General features: G+C 37.7%; 15 protein-coding genes and 1 pseudogene. 13 read left to right on the forward strand and 3 right to left on the reverse strand.

The genetic code is table 11. The features are described from left to right. The 3 genes and pseudogenes from EYS08_RS25835 to EYS08_RS18735 all read left to right on the forward strand — a co-directional run. Window positions 1-298, forward strand: a pseudogene (locus tag EYS08_RS25835) (hypothetical protein); the annotation flags it as partial. 197 nt (window positions 299-495) lie between these two features. Beyond that, the gene (locus EYS08_RS18730) at window positions 496-1,131 is read left to right on the forward strand and encodes an HAD family hydrolase (protein ID WP_131031551.1); all 636 of its coding nucleotides are present in this window, start codon (window positions 496-498) and stop codon (window positions 1,129-1,131) included. A gap of 8 nt (window positions 1,132-1,139) precedes the next feature. Beyond that, window positions 1,140-1,460 (forward strand): DUF962 domain-containing protein, encoded by a 321-nt coding sequence (locus EYS08_RS18735; RefSeq protein ID WP_029279495.1) that lies wholly within the window; start codon window positions 1,140-1,142, stop codon window positions 1,458-1,460. A 340-nt stretch (window positions 1,461-1,800) separates the two neighbouring features. Here the strand turns inward: EYS08_RS18735 and EYS08_RS18740 are convergent, their stop codons facing one another. Next, window positions 1,801-2,985, reverse strand: a complete 1,185-nt coding sequence (locus EYS08_RS18740; protein WP_131031552.1) for a proline dehydrogenase family protein — start codon at window positions 2,983-2,985, stop codon at window positions 1,801-1,803. A 93-nt stretch (window positions 2,986-3,078) separates the two neighbouring features. Between EYS08_RS18740 and EYS08_RS18745 the strand changes: the two genes are divergently transcribed. The 9 genes from EYS08_RS18745 (at window position 3,079) to EYS08_RS18785 (ending at window position 12,214) form a co-directional block, all read left to right on the forward strand. After that, the gene (locus EYS08_RS18745; RefSeq protein WP_131031553.1) at window positions 3,079-3,285 is read left to right on the forward strand and encodes an RNA-binding S4 domain-containing protein; all 207 of its coding nucleotides are present in this window, start codon (window positions 3,079-3,081) and stop codon (window positions 3,283-3,285) included. Next, window positions 3,285-4,343 (forward strand): 3-dehydroquinate synthase, encoded by a 1,059-nt coding sequence (gene aroB, locus EYS08_RS18750; RefSeq protein WP_131031554.1) that lies wholly within the window; start codon window positions 3,285-3,287, stop codon window positions 4,341-4,343. Before EYS08_RS18745 ends, aroB begins: the two co-directional genes overlap by 1 nt. Before the next feature lies 1 nt (window position 4,344). Further along, window positions 4,345-5,307 carry a sterol desaturase family protein gene (locus tag EYS08_RS18755; protein WP_131031555.1) on the forward strand — a complete coding sequence of 321 codons (963 nt, stop codon included), beginning with the start codon at window positions 4,345-4,347 and terminating at the stop codon, window positions 5,305-5,307. A gap of 644 nt (window positions 5,308-5,951) precedes the next feature. Next, the gene (locus EYS08_RS18760; protein ID WP_131031556.1) at window positions 5,952-6,785 is read left to right on the forward strand and encodes a prephenate dehydratase; all 834 of its coding nucleotides are present in this window, start codon (window positions 5,952-5,954) and stop codon (window positions 6,783-6,785) included. Between the two features lie 129 nt (window positions 6,786-6,914). Continuing rightward, on the forward strand, window positions 6,915-8,054 hold the full coding sequence (locus tag EYS08_RS18765; protein ID WP_131031557.1) for a chorismate mutase: 1,140 nt from the start codon (window positions 6,915-6,917) through the stop codon (window positions 8,052-8,054). A gap of 200 nt (window positions 8,055-8,254) precedes the next feature. Beyond that, window positions 8,255-9,544 carry a 3-phosphoshikimate 1-carboxyvinyltransferase gene (gene aroA, locus EYS08_RS18770; protein ID WP_131031558.1) on the forward strand — a complete coding sequence of 430 codons (1,290 nt, stop codon included), beginning with the start codon at window positions 8,255-8,257 and terminating at the stop codon, window positions 9,542-9,544. 74 nt (window positions 9,545-9,618) lie between these two features. Then, window positions 9,619-10,716: a chorismate synthase gene (aroC, locus tag EYS08_RS18775; RefSeq protein ID WP_131031559.1), complete on the forward strand. Its 1,098-nt coding sequence runs from the start codon at window positions 9,619-9,621 to the stop codon at window positions 10,714-10,716. A gap of 9 nt (window positions 10,717-10,725) precedes the next feature. Continuing rightward, on the forward strand, window positions 10,726-11,334 hold the full coding sequence (locus tag EYS08_RS18780; RefSeq protein WP_131031560.1) for a DUF1684 domain-containing protein: 609 nt from the start codon (window positions 10,726-10,728) through the stop codon (window positions 11,332-11,334). 124 nt (window positions 11,335-11,458) lie between these two features. Beyond that, complete coding sequence (locus tag EYS08_RS18785; RefSeq protein ID WP_131031561.1) at window positions 11,459-12,214, forward strand: LytR/AlgR family response regulator transcription factor; 756 nt, start codon at window positions 11,459-11,461, stop codon at window positions 12,212-12,214. Between the two features lies 1 nt (window position 12,215). On the opposite strand, the gene EYS08_RS18790 is transcribed toward EYS08_RS18785, so the two are convergent. Both EYS08_RS18790 and EYS08_RS18795 read right to left on the reverse strand, forming a co-directional pair. Beyond that, on the reverse strand, window positions 12,216-14,531 hold the full coding sequence (locus tag EYS08_RS18790) for a tetratricopeptide repeat-containing sensor histidine kinase (protein ID WP_131031562.1): 2,316 nt from the start codon (window positions 14,529-14,531) through the stop codon (window positions 12,216-12,218). A gap of 273 nt (window positions 14,532-14,804) precedes the next feature. Next, the gene (locus EYS08_RS18795; RefSeq protein ID WP_131031563.1) at window positions 14,805-17,225 is read right to left on the reverse strand and encodes an alpha-ketoacid dehydrogenase subunit alpha/beta; all 2,421 of its coding nucleotides are present in this window, start codon (window positions 17,223-17,225) and stop codon (window positions 14,805-14,807) included. Between the two features lie 171 nt (window positions 17,226-17,396). Between EYS08_RS18795 and EYS08_RS18800 the strand changes: the two genes are divergently transcribed. Next, entirely contained in the window at window positions 17,397-17,789 is a 393-nt protein-coding gene (locus EYS08_RS18800; RefSeq protein WP_131031564.1) for a DUF1573 domain-containing protein, read from the forward strand. The last annotated feature ends 38 nt before the right edge of the window (window positions 17,790-17,827 follow it).

A 17,827-nucleotide genomic window follows, 5' to 3' on the forward strand; every position in this document is an offset into this window, starting at 1 on the left:
GAGACTCTCCTATGCAGAGCCTGAGATAGAACTCTCAGCAGATTCCTGTTTTACGGCACAGGAACAGGAGTTTCTTGATCATCGGATAATCCGTCTTGAAGGGAAAACCCAAAAGCAGAAAAACCCATATCAGGCAAAAGACCTAAAGAGGTATGTATGGGCAATAGCCAGACTTGGGGGATGGAAAGGCTACGAAAGTAAAAGACACCCAGGAATTACAACCCTTTGGATAGGCATCAAGTATTTTAAAGCATCAATGCAGGGCTGGGATATCCACAGAGATGTGTCCACACGATAGGCGAAGGCGGGAATCTTAATGCAAATAGAAAATACTGCTAAAGCATTAAGATTCCCAATCAAGTTGGGAATGACGCATCTACAAAGTATTACTCTCCAATTAAGTACTTCGGTTTTTTTATTGTAAAAAAAACGCCGTTAAATACCCTTCATTAAATCAGCAATAATATCTTTGCAGCAAATTGCTAAAGGATTTCCATGCAAAACATTAAAAACATTATTTTCGATTACGGAAACGTAATATTTGATATCGATTTCAGCATTGCGCAAGCATCTTTTCAAAAGCTAGGCATTACCGACATCGAAAGCTTCTTTGCCCATAAAGCACACAATCAATTATTTGATGACTTTGAAACAGGGGCAATTTCTCCTGCCCAATTTAGGACAGGAATTAGAAAGGCAGCGGGCAAACCAGACTTAACCGATAAACAGATTGATAATGCATGGAACAGCCTATTGATTGGCACCATTCAGGAAAACCACGATTTACTGCTTCGGGTAAAAGAAAAATACCGTACATTTTTGCTGAGCAACAATAACGAAATCCATTACGATTGGATTACCAACTACCTGAAAACCACTTTCGAAATCAATAATTACGACGCTTATTTTGAGAAAGCCTATTTTTCTCAGCACATGAAACTGCGTAAACCCAACACCAATATTTTTGAACAGGTATTAAAAGACAATAATTTAGACCCCACCGAAACTTTATTTATTGATGATAGTCCACAACACATTGAAGGCGCAAAAAAAGTAGGTTTAAATACCTTATTAATGACAGAAAAACCTGCTCAACTGGAATCTTTTTTAAAAGCAAACGGAATTTTGTAAATTAGTGTATGTCAGAAAAAAAGTTTAAGTCGCTAAAAGAGTTCTACCCTTTTTACTTGTCAGAACACACCAATACTACATCGCGTATTTTACATTTTATTGGTACGGGCTTGGTCTGTCTTGCTTTTTTTACAGGATTTTTGTTTCACAACTGGCATTTCTTTTTGGCTATTCCAGTACTTGGATATGGCTTTGCATGGGTTGGTCACTTTTTCTTCGAAAAAAATAAACCCGCAACTTTTCAATACCCGGGTTATAGTTTAGTAAGCGATTTTATATTGTTCTACGACCTCTTAACCGGGAAACAATCTTTTGTAGTGAAGAAATAATTTTTCTTGGTTTAAAAAACTACCGCTCAACCTAAACTCGATCCGATAGCTATCGATGAAGCGGCATCCCCCTCCCGATTTTACATCGGGATCATTGAGGATACAGCGCAAAGCGAGGTTGCATGTTCCGAAGCACTACTGTATGCTCATTTCCAAAAATAATGAACCAATTATAAGATGCTGAACTAAATTCAGCATGACGATACGAGAAGAAAAATCGTCATCTCGAATGAAGTGTAGTAGAGATATCTAGACTGATTTAGCTTCGCTGAGCCTTCGGGTTCTCGACTGCGTTGTACTCCGCTCGAAATGACGATATTAAGATTAACCAAAAACTGAGCTACAGCTTCCTTCTTTTTAATTCTCTTTCAATCAAACCCAGCTCACGGCCTGTTTGCCCGGCAACTGATGTATTTTCTTGTGCTCTTCTGAACAGATAAGGCATTACCGCTTTAATAGGACCGTAAGGAACATATTTTGCTACATTATAATTCGAATCGGCAAGATTAAAACTTAAGTTATCACTCATCCCTAGCAACTGGGCAAAATATACGTGAGGGTGATTGTGCTTAATATTTTTTTCCTCTAAAAGATAAGTCAATAAACGGCTGCTATCTTCATTGTGCGTTCCGGCAACAATGGCAATTTCTTCAATATGATCTACACAATAACGTAAAGATTCATTATAATCGTGGTCAGATGCTGCTTTATCTGGCTGAATTGGCGAAGGATAACCCATTTCTGCGGCACGTTTACGTTCTTTTTCCATATAGGCACCACGAACCATTTTCACACCCAGAATAAAGCCATCAGCTTTGGCAATTAAATGGTCGGCTTTCATATCGGCCAGTTTATCATGGCGGTACATTTGGTAGGTATTGTAAACAATAATACGTTCGCGGTTAAATTTACGCATCATATCCAAGGCCAGTTCATCAATGGTATTCTGAATCCAGGTTTCTTCTGCATCGATCATAATCGGCACACCTTTATCGAAAGCAGTTTTACAGATCATTTCGCAACGCAGTTTTACTTTTTCGTATTCTGCCTTTTCTGCATCATTTAAAGTTTCTTTAGCATCCAGCTTCTGCAATAAGGCAAAACGACCAATTCCGGTAATTTTGAAAACTGTGATCGGAATTTTGGTATCACCATCCGCGCGGACAATCGTACGGATAATCTCTGCACAGGTTTCATCAAAAACATGCTCCTCTTCTTCGCCTTCAACCGAATAATCTAAAATGGTACCCACTCCGCCTTTATTCAATTGCGCAATGGTTTTATCACACTCTGCAATGGTTTCTCCACCACAAAACTGCTGAAATATAGTCGCTTTTATTGCGCCCTGGATTGGTAAACCGATATTTAAAAAGAAATTGGTAATGGCAGGACCAACTTTGGTAAGGAAATTACTGCCAATCATTTTAAAAAGCCAATATGCTTTTTTTAGTTCGTTGTTAGATTTTTGACGGAAAGCAATTTCCGTATTGTCGAAATTTGGTTGTTTGTTGGGGGATAAATCCATTTTTATCTATTAATAAGTCAGATTGGTGCAAAATTATAAAAAGCATTGGTTGTTAAAACTAAAAAACTCCAAATAATCGTATTTTTGCACAAAATGATACAATTCAAATTAGAGGGCGAATTTATTCCATTAATCCAACTGTTAAAAGCAAGCGGATTGGTTGGGAGTGGCGGTGATGCCCAAACCGTTGTTGAGGATGGTTTAGTAAAAGCTAACGGCGAGGTCGAATTCCGCAAACGTTATAAGGTTAGGGTTGGCGATATTATTACTTTTGGAGAAAACAAAATAGAAGTTATTTAATGGAACCACTAACCAGTGCAGGTCACACCCTATATTTCGAAAGTAATTTAGCAGCGCTAAAAACACTTTTAGAAAGCAACAAATACAGTAAAGTTTTTGTACTTGCAGATGAACATACCAGCGAAATCTGTTTACCGCTTTTTCAATCGCTTTTAGATGATTTTTCTGAATTTGACCTGATCGAAACTTCGGCAGGCGAAGAAAACAAAAACATTGATTTTTGTATCGGAATCTGGAAGACGCTTTTGGATTTTGAAGCAGACCGCAAAAGTTTAATGATCAATTTAGGTGGCGGTGTAATTACCGATATGGGCGGATTTATTGCCTCTACCTATAAAAGAGGAATCGATTTTATCAATGTACCCACTACCCTTTTATCGCAGGTTGATGCTTCGGTAGGGGGCAAAACAGGGATCGATATCGACAATGTAAAAAACATGGTAGGCACCTTTACCTTACCGCAAATGGTTTTTATCGAAACTGCATTTTTAAAAACATTGCCACAGCGCGAGCTTTTATCGGGCTTTGCCGAAATGATTAAACACGGCTTGATTTATGACAAGCCATATTACGAAAAATTAAAAGGAAGCAATTACTTAACCCCTTCGGCACAAGATATTTACCGGTCAGTAGAAATTAAAAACGAGGTGGTTACGATTGATCCGCATGAGAAAAACCTGCGTAAGATTTTAAACTTCGGGCACACCATTGGACATGCTGTAGAGGGTTATTCTTTGGCAAATGACGAAAATCCGTTAACACATGGTGAAGCCATTGCCATCGGTTTTGTTTGTGAGGCTGCTTTATCAATCAAAAACAGTACGTTAACTCAGGAGGAATTGAAGGATATTAGTGGGTATATTTTATCCTTATACCCTAAATACCACATTAAAAAAGAAAGTTTCGATACACTTTTAGAACTGATGCAAAGTGATAAAAAGAATGAAGATGGAAACATTCTCTTTTCACTTTTAGAAACAACAGGCAAATGCACGTTTAACTGCCATGTAAGTACCGCCGATATTTTGAGCAGTTTAGATTATTACAATAGTTTATAAAATGAATTTTACCGGAAGTGATATTTCTGTTATAGGCCTATTTGGTTTCGTAATCGTTTTAACCTTGGTTGAAATGTATTTCAGCTATGCCCACGATAGAAAATTATATACCAAACGCGATACGTGGACCAATATCTACCTGATGACGGCTGCTATTGTGATTAATTTAGCAACCAAAACAGGCACTTTTTTTCTACTGCAGTATTGTTATCAATTCCGTTTATTTCAAATTCCTAATATTTGGCTTTATTGGTTTGTTTTGATTTTAGCGCAAGATTTCCTGTATTGGTTTTTGCATACAGTTGGTCATTATGTACGCTTTTTCTGGGCGATGCACGTTACACATCACTCATCTGAACACTTTAACTTAACCACTGGTTTCCGTTCAACCGTTTTCGAGCCACTGTACCGTGTTTTCTTCTATCTACCCTTAGCATTTATGGGTTTCACCGCTGTTGATATCCTTTTTGCTTACCTGGTAACCCAAATTTACGGCAACCTGGTGCACACACAGTACAACATTAAGCTTCCAAAATGGTACGCATATATTTTCGTAACGCCATCACACCATCGCGTGCACCATGCCAGCAATATACGTTACCTAGACAAAAATATGGGTATGGTTTTAATCCTTTGGGATAGATGGTTCGGTACTTTTCAAGAGGAGTTACCAGAAGATGTTGTTAAATATGGCTTAACTACTCAACCTAAAGATACTGGTGCGGTTAACATTATTTTCCATGAGTTTATTGCATTGAGCGCCGATGTTAAAAAGGCACCAACTTTTATGGATAAAGTGAAATACATTTTTAATCCGCCGGGATGGAGCCATGACGGAAGCACTAAAATTGCTAAAATTATGCAACAAGAATTGCGCGAAGAGGAAGGGAAAAGGTATGAAGCATTACAACAGGATAAAGTAAAAGGACTTAACGACCGGGGAGAGTTAAGTTCTACAGGATAAAAAATTAATTTGTTTAATCTAAAGGTCTGTGTCTCCACAGACCTTTTTTGTTAATATTTCATTTACTTTTTTTAGACACAGATGCACACGGATTAACACTGATGATGCTTTCATATTCGAAAATGCTGTCATTCTCAGCGCAGCGAAGAATCGATGACTGTGGCGAACAGGTGTTTCATCGTCTGCATGTACTTCATTACGCTTCTATTGATAGTACTCGATTAGTACAGTCGTCATTCCCGCGCAGGCGGGAATCTTAATACTTTTGCATTAAGATTCCCAATCAAGTTGGGAATGACGATCTCGCGCGACTGATCATCTCTAATCAATATTTCTAACCCTAACCATATAAAAATCCGTTTTTAGGTTGTTTCAAGAAACAAAAAGACCAATTCATAAAACAGACCGTTTTTAACAAAATTAAATTTTATTAAAAATATTTTCAATTTCCTATTGACAAATTAAATTTTGTTGCTACATTTGGCTCAACAAAAAAAGGATGAAAAATTTTAACACATATTACTTTGGTTACTTTTACTATTTTAGTGAGAGCCGGGGCTAATATGCAAAAAGATATATAACAATATTAAAATGTATAAAAAAGTCCCGGCAAACAGCCGGGACTTTTTTGTTTTAACGCAAAAATGGAAACGACAAAACGAGTAGCAATTCAGGGTATTAAAGCATCTTTCCACGAGGAGGCCGCCTACAAATTCTTTGGTAAAGACATTGAAACTGTTGAGTGTAATTCTTTTAAAGAAACCTGCGACAAGCTAGAGAAAAACGATGCCGATTTCGTAGTAATGGCTATCGAAAACTCTATTGCAGGCAGTTTATTACCAAACTACACACTGATCAGAGATTTTGGTTTTTCGGTTGTAGGTGAGGTTTACTTACCTATCCAATTGCACTTGATGGCACTACCAGGCGTAAAGTTTGAAGATATTAAAGTGGTTACTTCACACCCCATCGCCATCCGCCAGTGTATCGATTTCTTTTACGATTATCCACACATTAAAATCGTGGAGAGCAACGATACTGCTGCTTGTGCAAAACGTATTCAGGAAGAGACATTAACCGATACCATGGCCATTGCAAACAGCTTAGCTGCAGAACTTTATGGCTTAAATATTTTAGAACGCCGTGTAGAATCGAACAAGAAAAACTACACCCGTTTTCTGATCCTTAAAAAAGATAAAACAGACGAAGGAAAGAAAATAAATAAAGCATCAATCTGTTTTCAGGTTGGACACAAAGCAGGCTCATTGGCAACTGTATTAAATATTTTCGCCGAACAGGATGTAAGCTTAACAAAAATACAATCTATGCCAGTTTTAGGTAAAAGAAACGAGTATTACTTTTACGTCGACTTAGAATGGCCAAGTACCGAAAAATATGATAAGGCCATTAGAAAGGCATTAAAATATACATCGAACTTTAATATCCTGGGAGAGTACCAAAAGAACGATAAAGTATAAACGGTCAGAGGTCCGAAGTCGGGAGTCCGAAGACAGATAAGAGAACAATCAACTCATAATATAAAATAATTAAAATATAACTCCGGATTTCCGACAAAGGACTACGGAATTTAAACACCCCCCATCATCATGAAACTTAATTTAAACATCCAACCATTAAACACCTGGTTAAACGTAAACAACGAACCACTAATAATTTCTGGTCCTTGTAGCGCAGAAACTGAAGAACAATTATTAACTACAGCGCACTTATTGGCTGCTACCGGTAAAGTATCGGTATTGAGAGCTGGTATCTGGAAACCACGTACCCGTCCGGGAGAATTTGAAGGTATCGGAAGTATCGGTTTAGAGTGGTTAAAACGTGCTAAAGCAGAAACTGGTTTACCAACGGCTGTAGAGGTTGCAAATGCAAAACACGTTGAAGAGGCTTTAGCAGCTGGTGTAGATATCCTTTGGATTGGTGCACGTTCTACTGTAAATCCTTTCACTGTTCAGGAAATTGCTGATGCTTTGAAAGGCCATGATGTTCCGGTATTGATCAAAAACCCAGTTAACCCAGATTTACAATTATGGATCGGTGCAATTGAGCGTATCAATGGCGCAGGAATTACTAAAATCGGTGCTATTCACCGCGGTTTTTCATCATTCGAGAAAAGTTCTTTCCGTAACGAACCAATGTGGGAACTTGCTATCCAATTAAAAACACTTTGCCCTGAATTACCGATCATAAACGATCCAAGTCACATTTGTGGTAACCGTGAGTTAATCCCTTACATCTCTCAAAAAGCTTTAGATTTAGATATGCAAGGTTTAATGATCGAATCTCACGTAGATCCTTCAGTTGCCTGGACAGATGCTAAACAACAAGTTACGCCAGCGGCTTTAGCTGAATTGGTAGACCGTTTAACTGTTCGTGAACCAGAGGTTGCAAACGAAGCTTCTGCTGATAAATTAGCTGAATTACGTAAGTCAATCGATAAAATTGACGATATCCTATTGCAAAAATTAGGCGAACGTATGTCTATCGTATCAAAAATCGGTGAGTTTAAACGCGATAACCAGGTAACTATTTTACAGGTTAACCGTTGGGATGCCATCATCCAAAAAGGTCAGGCTTTTGCAAAAGCTTTAAAATTAGACTTAAACTTTACCGAGAAATTCTTAGAATTGGTGCACGGTGAATCAATCCGTAAACAAACTGAAATTATGAATGCTGGCAAAGCTGAACAAGGCATTGCTGCTGAGCAACATACTGAAGTTAAAGCGTAATAAAGGTGGAGGGTTTAAAGGTTTAGGGTGGAGGGTAAAACCAAAACCATAAAAAGAAATCCTCTCTATATAATATAACGTCGTTGCGAGGCACGAAGCAATCTTAAAAACGGTAGCTAAGGAACCAATGACAATATTTAATATTTGTGGTGTCAGATGTTTTATCTGACACTTACATTTAAGAATAAAAACAGAATAAAATGTCGAAAAACGCCTTAGTTTCTTTTAAAGGAACCAAGAATATTAATACGGAAATCCAATTAACAGGCTCGAAAAGCGAATGCAACAGGGCTTTAATTATTAGCGCTTTAAGCAAAAAACTGGTTAAAGTTGAAAACCTTTCCAATGCTGCCGATACGGTAACCTTAAATGGCATCCTAAACAAGTTGGGAGTTGAGACTAGTGAGTTGGGAGCAGACTCCAAACTGAAAACTGCAAACTCCGAACTGGTTGACGTTGGCCCTGCAGGAACCGCTATGCGTTTCTTATCGGCTTATCTTTCGGCTAAAAACGGCAATTTCTTACTTACCGGAACCGAACGGATGAAACAGCGCCCCATTGGTATCTTGGCAGAGGCTTTAAAAACCATCGGAGCTGATATTTCTTATGCAGAAGCTGAAGGTTTCCCTCCATTGAATATTGTTGGCCCTTTGAATCAAAAAACTGCTGAAGTTAAAATTAAAGGCGATATCAGCAGTCAATATATTTCGGCCTTGCTGATGATTGCCCCTATCCTACCTCAGGGTTTAACTTTAGAAATTGAAGGCGAGCTTACCTCTAAACCATATGTAGATATGACTTTAGATATGCTTGCGGAAGTTGGTATTGAGCATTCCTGGAATGGAAATTCGATTTCTATTAAACCTCAAGCTTTTACGCCTGGGACTTTAATAGTTGAACCTGATTGGAGCGCAGCATCGTACTGGTACAGCATTGCAGCTTTGGCTGATGAAGCAGAAATCAGTTTACCTGCTTTAAAAGAAAAAAGTTTGCAGGGTGATAGCCAGATCAAAAATATCATGAAGATTTTTGGCATTGCTACCAGCAAAACCGATAATGGAATTGCCATTAGCAACTTAGGCCTTTCTTTAGACACAAAAGAGGTTTTAGATTTAAAAACCTGTCCGGATTTAGCACAAACCATTGTAGTTATTGCAGCAGCTTTGGGCAAAAACATGGCTTTTACAGGCTTAGAGACTTTAAAAATCAAAGAAACAGACCGTATTGCAGCGCTTCAGAACGAATTGGCTAAAATAGGCGTTACTTTTACAGAAAGTAATCTTGTTTATACTTTAAATACAGACAACCTCCACTTTCCAGATAAAGTTACTTTTGCAACCTACGAGGACCACCGTATGGCGATGGCTTTTGCACCACTTGCACTGTTGATCAACGAAGTTGAAATTGAAGAAATGCAGGTAGTAGAAAAATCTTATCCATATTATTGGGAAGATTTGAAGAAGGCTGGGTTTGATGTTAGTATCAAGTAGCGAGAAGAAAGTATCAAGAATGGGTATTAAAATCCATTCAATAATTTAACCAATCTATAATTCAATCAAAAATAATGGCAGGCAACTCATTCGGACAACTATTTCGCATCACAACCTTTGGCGAATCTCATGGCGTAGCCATTGGGATAATTATTGATGGCTGTCCGGCTAAATTGGATATCGATATGGATTTTATCCAATCAGAACTTGACAAACGTAAACCGGGTCAATCCAAAATCACCACTCAAAGAAAAGAAAGCGATACCGTTCAGATTTTATCGGGTGTATTTGAAGGAAAAAGTACAGGTACACCAATTGCACTTTTAATTCCGAACGAGGATCAGCGATCAAAAGATTACGGTCACAATGTTGATGTTTACCGTCCCAGCCATGCCGATTATGTTTATGATGCAAAATATGGCATCCGCGATCACCGTGGCGGAGGTCGCTCTTCTGCGCGCGAAACTGCTGCTCGTGTAGCGGCAGGCGCTATTGCAAAGCTTTTTTTAAAGCAAAAGGGCATTGAAATTTTCGCACACGTAACTTCAGTAGGTACAATAGAAGCCCCCAATTTGGAAAGCAATGATTTATCAGCTTTATTGCAAATTAGAGAAGAAAATATTGTGCGTTGCGCTGATCCTGCAACTGCACACGAAATGATTGAGTTTATTGATTCGGTTAGAAAGGATGGCGATACCGTTGGGGGAAAAATAGGTTGTGTAGTAAAAGGCTGTCCTGCAGGCTTAGGTGAACCTGTTTTTGATAAATTACATGCCGATTTAGGTAAAGCTATGCTCAGTATTAATGCTGTTCATGGCTTCGAATATGGCTCAGGCTTTGCTGGAAGTGAATTAAGAGGATCGCAACACAATGATATTCCACAGCCTAAAGCTGCCGATTCGAAAGTTTTTAAAACCACAACCAATTATGCCGGCGGCATTTTGGGTGGCATTTCTAACGGGATGGATATTACCTTCAAAGTAGCTTTTAAGCCTGTTGCAACCATTATGCATAATCAACAAACCATCAATGCTGCTGGTGAAGCTTCGGAGATTAAAGGCAAGGGCCGACATGATCCTTGTGTAGTACCCAGAGCAGTAGTAATTGTTGAGGCCATGGCTGCATTGGTTTTAGCCGATCAGTTTTTAAGAAACAAAGCAAGTATTATTTAATTTTCGTTAATGAGAATCATCACCTTCTTATTTTTATTGATCAGCATGAATAGCTTTGCACAAAGTTATGCTGATCAGATTGCAAAACATCGTGAAACCTATAAACAGGACTTCATTAAAGATGAACGGTCTCCGCTCAGGAAAAACGACCTGCAAAACCTGCATTTTTATGAGGCTGACAGTACTTACAAAATCCTGGCCGATATAGAAATACTGAAGAATGAAAAAGTTTTCAAAATGCCTACTTTTAATGGTTCTAGCAGCGATTACTATAAATATGCACATGTAAACTTTGTTCTCAATGGCAAAAAAATCCAAATGACTTTATATAAAAGTGTTTCTTTATCAACCAACCCGGTTTATAAAGATCATCTCTTTTTGCCCTTTACTGATGAAACCAACAATAAGGAAACTTATGGCGGTGGCAGGTACATTGATCTGGATGCAAAAGAAATTGCAGATAATCACATTGAAGTCGATTTTAATAAGGCCTACAATCCTTACTGTGCCTACAGTGACGGATACCGTTGCCCTGTGCCGCCAGAAGAAAATGACCTGCAAGTGGCCGTAAAAGCTGGCGAGAAATTATACACTGGTGAAAAGAAACACCAAAAATAAAAGTTAATGTTACCTTTATCTACAAAATGATACCTGGATTGTATTATAATCTACATTTAACGTAAATTACAAACATTAAGTAAAAATGCGTGTTCTCTAACTAAATTACATAATCCATTCCTAAATGACATACAGCTGTTTAATTGTTGATGATAATGAAATTGAAAGAGATGCCATAGAAATGCATCTAAAAAAAATCCCATCATTAAATATTATCGCTGTCTGTAGTAATGGTATAGAAGCTTCGCAAATTTTATCAACCACTTCAGTGGATATTGTTTATTCTGATATTGATATGCCGGAGCTTTCTGGTATGGATTTATTAAAAAGCCTGAAAAAACAACCGCTATTTATCTTTATCACTTCATTTAGTGAGTACGCGGCAGAAAGCTTTAATCTGGATGCATTGGATTTTATTGTTAAGCCTGCAACGTTCGAACGCATATTAAAAGCCACCAACAAAGCGATCGAGTATATTGAATTAAGGAAACAAGTAAGTAAACTTCCGGTCGAGAACCTAAACAACGACGATAAAAAAGACGACGATTATTTCTTTTTTAGAGAGACCAAAGGCATAACCAAGCTGAAGTATAATGATGTAATTTATATTGAAAGTATGGGCGATTTTTCAAAGCTGTTTACCAGTAGCGATAAACATGTTATTTTGGTAAGCCTAAAAAATTTAGAAAAACAACTGCCTTCGAAAATTTTTTCAAGGGTACATAAACAGTACATTATTAATATAAACCACATTGTAACCTTAACCAATCATGAGGTTCATTTAGATCATAACTTTCTGGTTCCGATAAGTGCTTCTAACAGGCAGGAATTATTGGAAAAATCAATTGACAAGAAAATTCTCTCGAGATTTTTAAAATAAGTTATTTTTTCAAGATTATTTTGAAATAACTTCCGCCTGTGGGATTAATATCGGCGCTAATTTTACCATCCATCATGCTAATAAAGGTTCTGCAGAGCAATAAACCTAAACCTGTACCTTTTTCTTTATTGGTGCCTAATGTGCTTATACCCGCGCCTAAATAGCCTGGCTTATTAAAATGCTCGACCTGTACAGGCGTTAAACCGATACCTGTATCTGAAATTTTAATCTCCAGTACATTTCCGTTATGAGCGGCATTAGTTGTGATTGTACCACCATTTGGTGTAAATTTAATGGCATTACTGATGATATTTCGAATAACCAGCATAAACATATTCGAATCTGCTTTGCAAAATGTTTTGGCTGGCACTAAATTCTGAATAGTTAAGCTTTTTTCATTGGCATTATCCTGCAAAGAAAGAATAACTTCATTAATCAGCTCACGAATATCCAACGATTCTAAATACGGGTTAAAACCCTGCATCTGGCTGGCCGCCCAATTAAGGAGATTCTCCATCATTGTAGAAGTATAGGTGAGGTTGTTTTTCAGTGCCACAGCATACCTGTTTAATTTCTCTTGTTCAATATTCGTCCCTTCTAACAGCTGCATAAAGGATATTAATGAATTTACAGGGGTACGCATATCGTGACTTACGACACTAAAAATACGGTCTTTAACCTTACTTAACTGCTCTAATTCGCGTTTTTGGTTATTGATAATTATATTCAGCCTCGTTGTTTTCCGTTGATTAAAAAATATAACAACGGCAATAATCAGAATCAGTGTGGTGGCTATGGTGAGGAATAATTTTACACGTTCATCAAATTTAATCTGTTGTACCTGTTTACTAATCTGCTTATCCTTTATCCCAGCAGCTAGCTTTGCCTCAAATTTAGCATTAGCAAATTTACTATCCTGAGCCAAACGCTGAATATCGAGATCAGCTTTTGCCTTCTGAAAAGTCAGGAGATCCAATGCTTTTTCTTTATCACTCAACACTAACTGTTGCCTTTTTAGCTCAAGTTCTTGTTGTTGTCTTTTTAACTCGCCTTCTGTAAGTTTTTGCTTCAATAAATAATCGCGTTCTTTAATACCAAAATCGAGCTGCATCTGCCTTCTCGTAATTTCCTTTTCCTTTTCCTGGTCGAAAATTTTATCTCTAACGGCAATATACTGTCTGTAATAGGCTAACGATTTGTTATAGTCCTTTTGTTTTTTATATACCGTACTCAACCCTAAATTAGATTGTTTTTCTATATCCAATAATCTGTTTTCTTCGGCAATTTTTAAACTATTATTGAGTAATAGGATGGCGTTTTCAAAATCATTTTCTTTTTGGTAAAAGTTCCCCAATGCGTATAAACTTGATGCATAAGCTTCTTTATCATCTCCCGACTTATTTAACTCAACTGATTTTTGATACGATTTTAACGCCGCATCCTTTTGTCCAATTGAACTGTATAAGTCGGCAAGATCTCGCTTAACAGTGGCTATTAAACCTATATCTCCAATGGCTTCTGATACCCTCAGCGATTTATTATAATACGCTAAGGCGAGTTTAATTTTCTGGTTAGGCAATACATTCACCTCCATTAATTCGCGATCTGAAGCCTCGAAATAATTGGTACCAATCAAGCCATAAACAACGGCTACGCCTCTTGTATTTTCGCCATCTTTAGCAAATACTTTTAGCGCCATGTTCATATAAACCAAGGCCTGGCTCTGGTTACCTAAACTTTGGTAAATGGTAGAAATATTGGTATAACAACTTGCCATGTCTGTTTCGTTACCCATTTTTTCGTAGATAGCTATGGCCTTTTGGTTAACTTCCAATGATTTCACATAATCTGGAATGCTGCCATATAAAGCGCCTAAATTGAGGTAAGTTCCGGCAACCATATCTAAATTACCCACTGAGGAAAATTCGGCAATTGCATTGTGATAGTTCTCTTCTGCCTTTTGATAATTAGACCTACCGTGATACATCAAGCCTCGACGGTAATAAGCCATTGCAGAGAATTTTTTTTGATTTTTCTCATGCGAAAGCAGAATGGTTTTATCCACATATTCTTCTGCTTTATCTACATTTTTCATCCTCATGTATTGGCGGTAAACTTCCGTCAATATTTTGATTTTGGTGGAATCTGTTTTTAAATTCTTTTGATTTAAACTTAAAAGGCTATCCAGTTTTTTCTGCGGCGCACTCACCTGGCTAAAACCAGCCATACATAAAAATGAGAAAAAGAGAAACAGCATGCCTTTTTTAGAAAAACACGCTTTACTAACGAACTGAGCATTTACAAGATAGCGCTTCATTTTCAGATCAAACCAATGATTTGTTTCTACTGGATGATGAGCATAAAAAATCTTGAAAATGGCAGCGTTTCATGTCTGGGATGAGATAAAACATAAGAAATAACAAAATAGGTTTGGTTTATAAAAGTAATTAAAAAACCGATCAATAGTTAACCAGTTATTCACCTTTTTATCAATAGCTAAATCATTTAAGTATAAACAAAATAAGAAACTGATTTGTAAACCCTTTAAATTATTCAGACGGTTAAATCTTATACCCCAGCGATTGCTTTATTAAAAAAATGCGGGATATTTAGTTGGATTCGCATCGTGCATCATCTGGTAAATGGTTTCAATTACATCATCAACCGACGGTTTACTGAAATAATCACCATCAGATCCAAATGGCGGACGGTGCGCTTTCGCCGATAACGTTTTCGGCTGGCCATCTAAATGGAAATACCCTTTTTGTTCTTCGAGTACCTTTTGCAGGATATATGCAGATGCACCTCCGGGAACATCTTCATCTACCACCAGTAATTTATTTGTTTTGGCAAGAGAATTTACACAAACCTGAGTGGTATCGAAAGGTAACAATGTTTGTGGATCTATAATTTCTACCGAAATGCCCAATAAGCTCAATTCTTCTGCGGCCTCCTGAACAATTCTTAACGAAGATCCGTAAGATACTACAGTTATGTCCGTTCCTTCTTCTAAAACCTCTGCTTTGCCTAATGGAACCGTAAAATCACCAACATTGATGGGTAGTTTTTCTTTAAGTCGGTAACCATTTAAACACTCAATTACTACGGCAGGCTCATCGGCCCTAAAAAGGGTGTTGTACATGCCGGCAGCTTGAGTCATATTTCTTGGTACACATAAATGCATCCCCCTTAAAGCCCCCAAAATCATGCTGATTGGTGAGCCCGAATGCCAGATTCCTTCCAGTCGATGGCCACGGGTGCGCACAATAACTGGTGCTTTTTGAATCCCTTTGGTTCGGTATGAAAGCGATGCTAAATCGTCGCTGAGTACATTTAGTGCAAAAATTAAATAATCAAGATATTGTATTTCGGCAATCGGTTTTAAACCCCTCATGGCCAAACCAATGCCCTGCCCCATAATGGTCATTTCTCTAATTCCAGTATCGGTAATCCTCAACTCACCATATTTGGCCTGTAAACCTGCAAAGCCTTGATTTACATCTCCAATATTTCCTAAATCTTCTCCGAAAGCAACCAAACGCGGATCGCGGGCAAAATTTTCGTTAAAGCAGGCATTAAGCACTTCCCTACCGTCAACCATTTTCGATTGTTCATCATATGCTGCGTTAACCACTGCAATCATATCCGGACTTTCTTTACCGTCAGTATGTAGTTTAGAATTATAACGGTCGTGATTAAACTTAGCCTGTTGTTTATACCAGGTTAATAATTCATCGCGTTCGGGAGAATTAAAACTAGCCGATAAACGGATGGCTTTTCGTATAGCAGTAAAAACTTCCCTTCGTTGTGCATCAGCTGTCGAAGCCAGATTTGCAGCAATTCTAGCCAGTTCTGGTTGATGTTTAGCTACACCGCCAATTAAATCAATCACTTGTTTTTGTTCGGGTTTAATGCTATCCAAAAACTCGTTCCAAGCTTCCTTTTGTGCATTACGAACAAAAATTTTCGCCTCTTTTTCAATCTCTGCGATTTCCTCTTCAGTTGCTACTGCAGAATCGAGCATCCAGGCACGCATTTTCAGGATACAATCGTGTTCAGTTTCCCAAGCTAAACGATCTTTTGATTTATACCTTTCGTGCGAACCAGAGGTAGAGTGCCCCTGAGGTTGAGTAAGTTCGGTAACGTGAATTAAAACAGGTACATGTTCGTCTCTACAAACGTTTATTGCTTTTTCATACACCTCGCATAAAGCTGGATAATCCCAGCCTTTTACTTTATAAATCTCATATCCTGGTTGATCAGGCTCACGTTGAAAACCTTTCAAAACTTCAGAAATATCTTCTTTTGTAGTTTGATATTTTGCCGGAACTGAAATGCCATATGCATCATCCCAAATCGAGATGGCCATGGGTATCTGTAAAACACCCGCGGCATTAATGGCTTCGAAAAATACCCCTTCTGAAGTTGATGCATTACCAATGGTACCAAAAGCAACCTCATTTCCGTTAACCGAAAAATGTTTTAAGTAATCCAGTTCCTTATTTTGCCTAAATAATTTAGAGGCATAAGCTAAACCTACCAAACGGGCCATCTGACCTCCTGTTGGTGAAATATCGGATGAGCAGTTTTTAATCTGCGTTAAATCATTCCAGCTTCCATCTTCATTAATTGATTTGGTTGCAAAATGGCAGTTCATTTGCCTCCCGCCCGAAAACGGATCAGCTCCGTCGGTTGGATTGGCGTAAAGTTGTGCAAAAAATTCTTTAATGGTAGAAATCCCTGTTGCAAAGGCAAAAGTTTGATCACGGTAATAGCCCGAGCGCCAATCGCCGTTTTTAAAAGCTTTCGCCATCGCCACCTGTGGTACTTCTTTCCCATCGCCAAAAATACCAAATTTAGCCTTTCCTGTTAATACTTCTCTACGGCCCAAAACACTGGCCTGCCTACTTTCAAAGGCTATTTTATAGTCGTTTATAACAATAGATTTAAAATCATTAAAACTGAGTTCGGAAGCATCAATAGTGTTGGTCATCAATTTTTCATTCGGCATAGTAATCAAAGATTGGTTGCGGCAAATATATACAAAATTAAAAGTTTGCCTTTATCCTCCATTGTAAAATTATATATGGATTTGTAAAATATATTTGGAATAGTTTTTGTTTTAATATGAAAACATTAAATTTGTTTTAGAATTTTAAAAAATAAATTACAACCACATAACATGAAAAAGATCTTAGTATTATTCGCTTTTGTTTTAGGTTTAGGTATTGCTGTAAATGCACAAACTAAACCTGCAGAGTTTAAATTTGAATCGGAAACTCACGATTTCGGTAAAATTGTTTTGAACAAACCAGTAACTTACGATTTTAAATACACCAACATTGGCGAAGAGCCTTTAATTATCACTAAAGCTGAAGCAAGTTGTGGATGCACAGTACCTAAATACACATCTACCCCATTGAAAAAAGGTGAAACTGGTGTAATTTCGGTAACCTTTAACGCTGCTGCTGGTCCATCAACTTTTTCGAAAGCCGTAACCATTACTTCAAATGCTAAAACACCAATTAAAGTGCTTTACATTAAAGGTGAAACAGTTGCCGCAACTTCAAAATAATTTTTTTAAACGATAATATTTAAAAAGTCCCGATTTTC

This window comes from Pedobacter kyonggii (genome assembly GCF_004310665.1).
GTDB classification, from domain to species: domain Bacteria; phylum Bacteroidota; class Bacteroidia; order Sphingobacteriales; family Sphingobacteriaceae; genus Pedobacter; species Pedobacter kyonggii.

Excerpts from the sequence above, each read along its gene's own strand:
- aroA (WP_131031558.1), top strand. The coding sequence starts at position 8,255 with ATGTCGAAAAACGCCTTAGTTTCTTTTAAAGGAACCAAGAATATTAAT.
- EYS08_RS18780 (WP_131031560.1), top strand. The coding sequence starts at position 10,726 with ATGAGAATCATCACCTTCTTATTTTTATTGATCAGCATGAATAGCTTT.
- EYS08_RS18745 (WP_131031553.1), top strand. The coding sequence starts at position 3,079 with ATGATACAATTCAAATTAGAGGGCGAATTTATTCCATTAATCCAACTG.
- EYS08_RS18765 (WP_131031557.1), top strand. The coding sequence starts at position 6,915 with ATGAAACTTAATTTAAACATCCAACCATTAAACACCTGGTTAAACGTA.
- EYS08_RS18760 (WP_131031556.1), top strand. The coding sequence starts at position 5,952 with ATGGAAACGACAAAACGAGTAGCAATTCAGGGTATTAAAGCATCTTTC.
- EYS08_RS18735 (WP_029279495.1), top strand. The coding sequence starts at position 1,140 with ATGTCAGAAAAAAAGTTTAAGTCGCTAAAAGAGTTCTACCCTTTTTAC.
- EYS08_RS18755 (WP_131031555.1), top strand. The coding sequence starts at position 4,345 with ATGAATTTTACCGGAAGTGATATTTCTGTTATAGGCCTATTTGGTTTC.
- EYS08_RS18790 (WP_131031562.1), bottom strand. The coding sequence starts at position 14,531 with ATGAAGCGCTATCTTGTAAATGCTCAGTTCGTTAGTAAAGCGTGTTTT.
- EYS08_RS18785 (WP_131031561.1), top strand. The coding sequence starts at position 11,459 with ATGACATACAGCTGTTTAATTGTTGATGATAATGAAATTGAAAGAGAT.
- aroC (WP_131031559.1), top strand. The coding sequence starts at position 9,619 with ATGGCAGGCAACTCATTCGGACAACTATTTCGCATCACAACCTTTGGC.
- EYS08_RS18730 (WP_131031551.1), top strand. The coding sequence starts at position 496 with ATGCAAAACATTAAAAACATTATTTTCGATTACGGAAACGTAATATTT.
- aroB (WP_131031554.1), top strand. The coding sequence starts at position 3,285 with ATGGAACCACTAACCAGTGCAGGTCACACCCTATATTTCGAAAGTAAT.
- EYS08_RS18795 (WP_131031563.1), bottom strand. The coding sequence starts at position 17,225 with ATGCCGAATGAAAAATTGATGACCAACACTATTGATGCTTCCGAACTC.
- EYS08_RS18800 (WP_131031564.1), top strand. The coding sequence starts at position 17,397 with ATGAAAAAGATCTTAGTATTATTCGCTTTTGTTTTAGGTTTAGGTATT.
- EYS08_RS18740 (WP_131031552.1), bottom strand. The coding sequence starts at position 2,985 with ATGGATTTATCCCCCAACAAACAACCAAATTTCGACAATACGGAAATT.